The 3,853-nt window shown below is 36.4% G+C and carries 5 protein-coding genes and 1 pseudogene; 3 read left to right on the top strand and 3 right to left on the bottom strand.

All coding sequences use genetic code 11. The features are described 5' to 3' along the window. Positions 1-689: 689 nt before the first annotated feature. Complete coding sequence (locus tag AC1DDX_RS23140; RefSeq protein WP_172661423.1) at positions 690-1,292, top strand: Crp/Fnr family transcriptional regulator; 603 nt, start codon at positions 690-692, stop codon at positions 1,290-1,292. Positions 1,293-1,336: 44 nt separating this feature from the next. After that, the gene (locus AC1DDX_RS23135) at positions 1,337-1,777 is read left to right on the top strand and encodes a DoxX family protein (protein WP_172661424.1); all 441 of its coding nucleotides are present in this window, start codon (positions 1,337-1,339) and stop codon (positions 1,775-1,777) included. Positions 1,778-1,846: 69 nt separating this feature from the next. Here the strand turns inward: AC1DDX_RS23135 and AC1DDX_RS23130 are convergent. The 3 genes and pseudogenes from AC1DDX_RS23130 to AC1DDX_RS23120 all read right to left on the bottom strand — a co-directional run. Then, a pseudogene (locus AC1DDX_RS23130) lies at positions 1,847-2,050 on the bottom strand (DUF4136 domain-containing protein); the annotation flags it as partial. A 237-nt stretch (positions 2,051-2,287) separates the two neighbouring features. Next, entirely contained in the window at positions 2,288-2,896 is a 609-nt protein-coding gene (locus AC1DDX_RS23125) for an alpha-ketoglutarate-dependent dioxygenase AlkB family protein (protein WP_288882141.1), read from the bottom strand. Position 2,897: 1 nt separating this feature from the next. After that, positions 2,898-3,356, bottom strand: coding sequence for a hypothetical protein (locus AC1DDX_RS23120; protein WP_288882138.1), 459 nt, complete (start codon positions 3,354-3,356; stop codon positions 2,898-2,900). Between the two features lie 220 nt (positions 3,357-3,576). On the opposite strand from AC1DDX_RS23120, the gene AC1DDX_RS23115 reads away from it, so the two are divergent. Then, the gene (locus AC1DDX_RS23115) at positions 3,577-3,816 is read left to right on the top strand and encodes a hypothetical protein (RefSeq protein WP_288882136.1); all 240 of its coding nucleotides are present in this window, start codon (positions 3,577-3,579) and stop codon (positions 3,814-3,816) included. Positions 3,817-3,853: the final 37 nt, after the last annotated feature.

Here is a 3,853-nt window from a genome sequence, read left to right as displayed (position 1 = left end):
CTTTCAGGCAGTTTAGCTGTAGCCTCTTCCCATAGTTTAAATGCATCCATCGTTCTTATTTTATCAATATTTACTGTCAGTAAAAACATAAATATAGTGAACAAATTTGAATTAGCAAATTGTATTGCGAGAGGTTCCGATTAATATTTGATTTCGTACAGAAATATCTCTAATTGCGTTTCATTGCAAAATTCTGAAGTACATCTACGAAGACTTCTTTCATAAAACTGTCGGCCGGAAAAGCGGATATTTCTGTATCTTTACAATAACCTGATCAGGACAATCAGGGTTTTTATTTCCTGCTGTTCCGCAAATATTCCGCAAGAAATTAAGAACGACTCGTAAACATTTGAAAAACTGACACTTACGACATTGAGCAAATGGCCTGAAAATCCATGTGTCGCCGGTTCGATCCCGGCGCATACCACTACTTAGAAAAGCTCAATTTCGCTATGAAATTGAGCTTTTCCGCTTTTAAACACATATTTCCGCGCTAATTTCAATGTCAATCTATTCGGACTTAGTTTATGAGTTAAAGCAGGTCTATTCTTTAATTCACTGGATCTATTGCTCGAACATTAATGACGCTTAATTTCCCGAAATTTAAATATAGTTATTACATTTAATGGTGAAAAGTAATTTCACCCTTTCAAGATTTCCGCATTTCATACTTGCCTAGAAGATAAATTATGGGATTTGACTTGATCCTACAGAATATTACTAAGTATATCCCACTCGATAGAACAGAGGCTGACTTCTTTGTTTCTTTACTTCAATCAAAAACACTAAAAAAGAGAGATTATTTACTGCGCCAGGGTGATATTTGCAAGACCGAAAATTTTATCATAAAAGGATGTTTCCGCGTTTACAGTATAGATGAAAATGGTGTTGAACACATTGTGATGTTCGGAATAGAGAGCTGGTGGATAAGTGATCTGTACAGTTTTTTAACACAAGCCCCTGCCGATTATTTTATTGAAGCTTTAGAAGACAGTGAAATTCTGCAAATCACAAGAGAAAATTTAGAGCGGTTGTATGAGAAGGTACCGAAATTTGAACGCTTCTTTCGGATTATTCTTCAAAATGCTTTTATAACCCAACAAAACAGGATCAAACAAAACCTTTCCAGCTCCGCTGAGGAAAGATATTTGTATTTCATAGAAAGATACCCTCAGATGGCCCAGCGTGTTTCTCAGAAACAGGTAGCTGCATATTTGGGCATTACTCCTGTCTTCCTGAGCATGCTTCGCAGAAAACTGGTAAAAAAAGGTAATTTTATTAAACTAGTTTAATTTTTAAAATCTAGCATTTCATTTCATTTGTAAGAAAAAACAGAATGAAGCAGATGATTTTTAAAACAGACAACGATTGGACAGGACTAATCATACGTTTGACAATTGGATTGGTAATGTTTCCGCATGGGGCACAAAAAGTTTTTGGCTGGTTTGGCGGCCCAGGATTTTCTAAAGAGATGACTTTTTTTACCGAGACCTTGCATTTACCTTGGTTAATGGCTTTTCTCGTCATTTTTATTGAGTTTTTCGGTGCTATCTCGCTCATCATTGGATTTGCCACACGCCTGTGGTCAGTAGCTATGGTGATGCTTTTTATCGGTATCATTTTCACAGAACATCTGCAAAATGGGTTTTTCATGAATTGGTTCGGGAATCAAAAGGGTGAAGGGTATGAATATCATTTATTGATTATTGGTCTATCAATTACTGCATTCATAAATGGAAGTGGTAAATTTTCAATAGATAAACAAGTTACCACCTAAGTTTAAAAATGTCCAGAACCGTGTAATTCAAGGCTTTGGTAAAGATTAAAAGCTGCCCCAAGTGTTTACTTATGCAGAAAGCTTTTTAAAACCATTCTCAATTACCTTAGGCAATTGAGAAATTGCCTTTTCAGGATTGTTTAATTCTCCTGCCCAACCTCTCCAGATTACCTTTTTGGTCCTGCGATCAATCAAATCAATTATAATACTCACCTGCTTGACACCCACCTTCTGTTGTTCATTGCCCACATACACCGGAAAAGGATTACGATAAGCATAATAATTGTGCCTGGAACAGGATCACAATACAATTACCACCCCCAGTATCATTAAAATTTGCTTTTTCATTGTTTTTCTATTTGTATGAAGTGGAAAAATATCCCATATCTTGTCTCATAGCCTATTATAATAAAGTGTGACTAGATGTTTGCAACACTCGCTAAATATTTGGAATATACAGTGATGGAAAAGATTAGTCACGGCTGAATTATCGTCATGCTAAATTAAAAATCAGATCACAACCCTGAAAGTTAAATTTACCCTTGGTTTCATTGGTTTCATCGACTTTGCAATCCTATGTTCCCAATTCATCTGCAAATCTCCCTTCATGACCATCAGTGCACCACTTTCTAAACGGATTGAATACTTTTCTCTGTGATTGCTCTTTCTGCGAATATCAAAACACCTCACTTGTCCAAAACTCACTGAGGCAATCACAGGACGTTTACCTAAGGCCTTTTCATTATCACTATGCCAGGCAACCGAATCATTGCCATCACGATAATAATTCAACAACACACTATTGAACTGAACTCCCGCCGTTAATTCTACTTTTTGCTTAATCATTAACAGTTCCGGGGTCCAGAAATTTGGCATAGATCTACCTAAAGAAGTGTAATCATAGGCTTCAGCATCTGCATACCAGGCCGTAAGTCGTGGTGTAATTACTTCCTTGTCATAAATCTTTATTATCTTTTGGTTCCAAGGAGATTCCGCGATAAATTTCTTTAACAAAAACTCACTCTGAGTTTCGCTGAATAAATCGGGATGGTATTCCAACAATTCAACAGGCAACCCTGAACTTTGGCCCGATTCTTTAAACAAACTGGTCTGCTCCATATTAATATGCCAATACAGGCCCTTTTATAAAAACCTCAAAATCTTCAGACATTCTCGCATTATAAACCCTAAAACGTATCTCCCAAGGATCTCTAACTAAATTTATAATATAAGCCCTAAACAACCTTTCAAAACGTTCAAATTCAATCCCTTCTTTACAAATTACTAAGTATTGGTTCTCACCCTGAGCAATTGCTTCCTGAACATATGCTCCCCAATGTTGTTTAAGTTCGGCCGCCAAAAAATTAAAATGCTGCATATCAATTAAACGCCCCATGCTTTCGACAAGTGTAGGAGGCAGAATTGTTTTTCCTTTCACATACCAAAGACCATCCAACTTTTCCATACTACATATCATCTCCCCTGCACAAACAACCCGCCAAGCTTCACCAGTACGAAATTGCAGCACTTGGTAAACTACATCATTAACCCCATCTGGGAAATAATCCAACTCAATCATCTTTCCTCCGATCCTTTATACTTCCTTCATTTTTCTCAAACACAGCATCAGAATCTGTGTAATTCCTTTTGAACAGATCTACTTCTCTCATGGTTCAAAACTTAGGTAACAGCAAAGTTAGTACATTTCGAAATAAATTACTAATATTTTTAGTTTTTAATGAGTGCGATAGCTATATTTGCTAAAAAACAACAGCATTCCGCCCTTAAAATATAAGACCATGAAAAACACAGAAATTAAAATGAGTGCAGACCTAAAGAAATTCATTATCAGATTTGAACCTAACAAATTCAAAATGCTGACTAGAGGTATTGAAATCAGAGGCATCAACGACTTACACCGCAGCATAGAACTGGCCAACGCATTAATTGAAAGTTTGAAATTAAAGCTTGTTGTACATCATTCTGCTGAAATGGCTCAGTACAGAAGTTTTGAGGTTGTGAATGCTGAGCAGAATTAAATTAAGACGACGAATTTGTGTCTGAACGATGTTTACC

The sequence above is a fragment of the Pedobacter sp. 10L46_2 genome (genome assembly GCF_056395165.1).
This window is presented reverse-complemented; position numbering and strand designations above follow the sequence as displayed.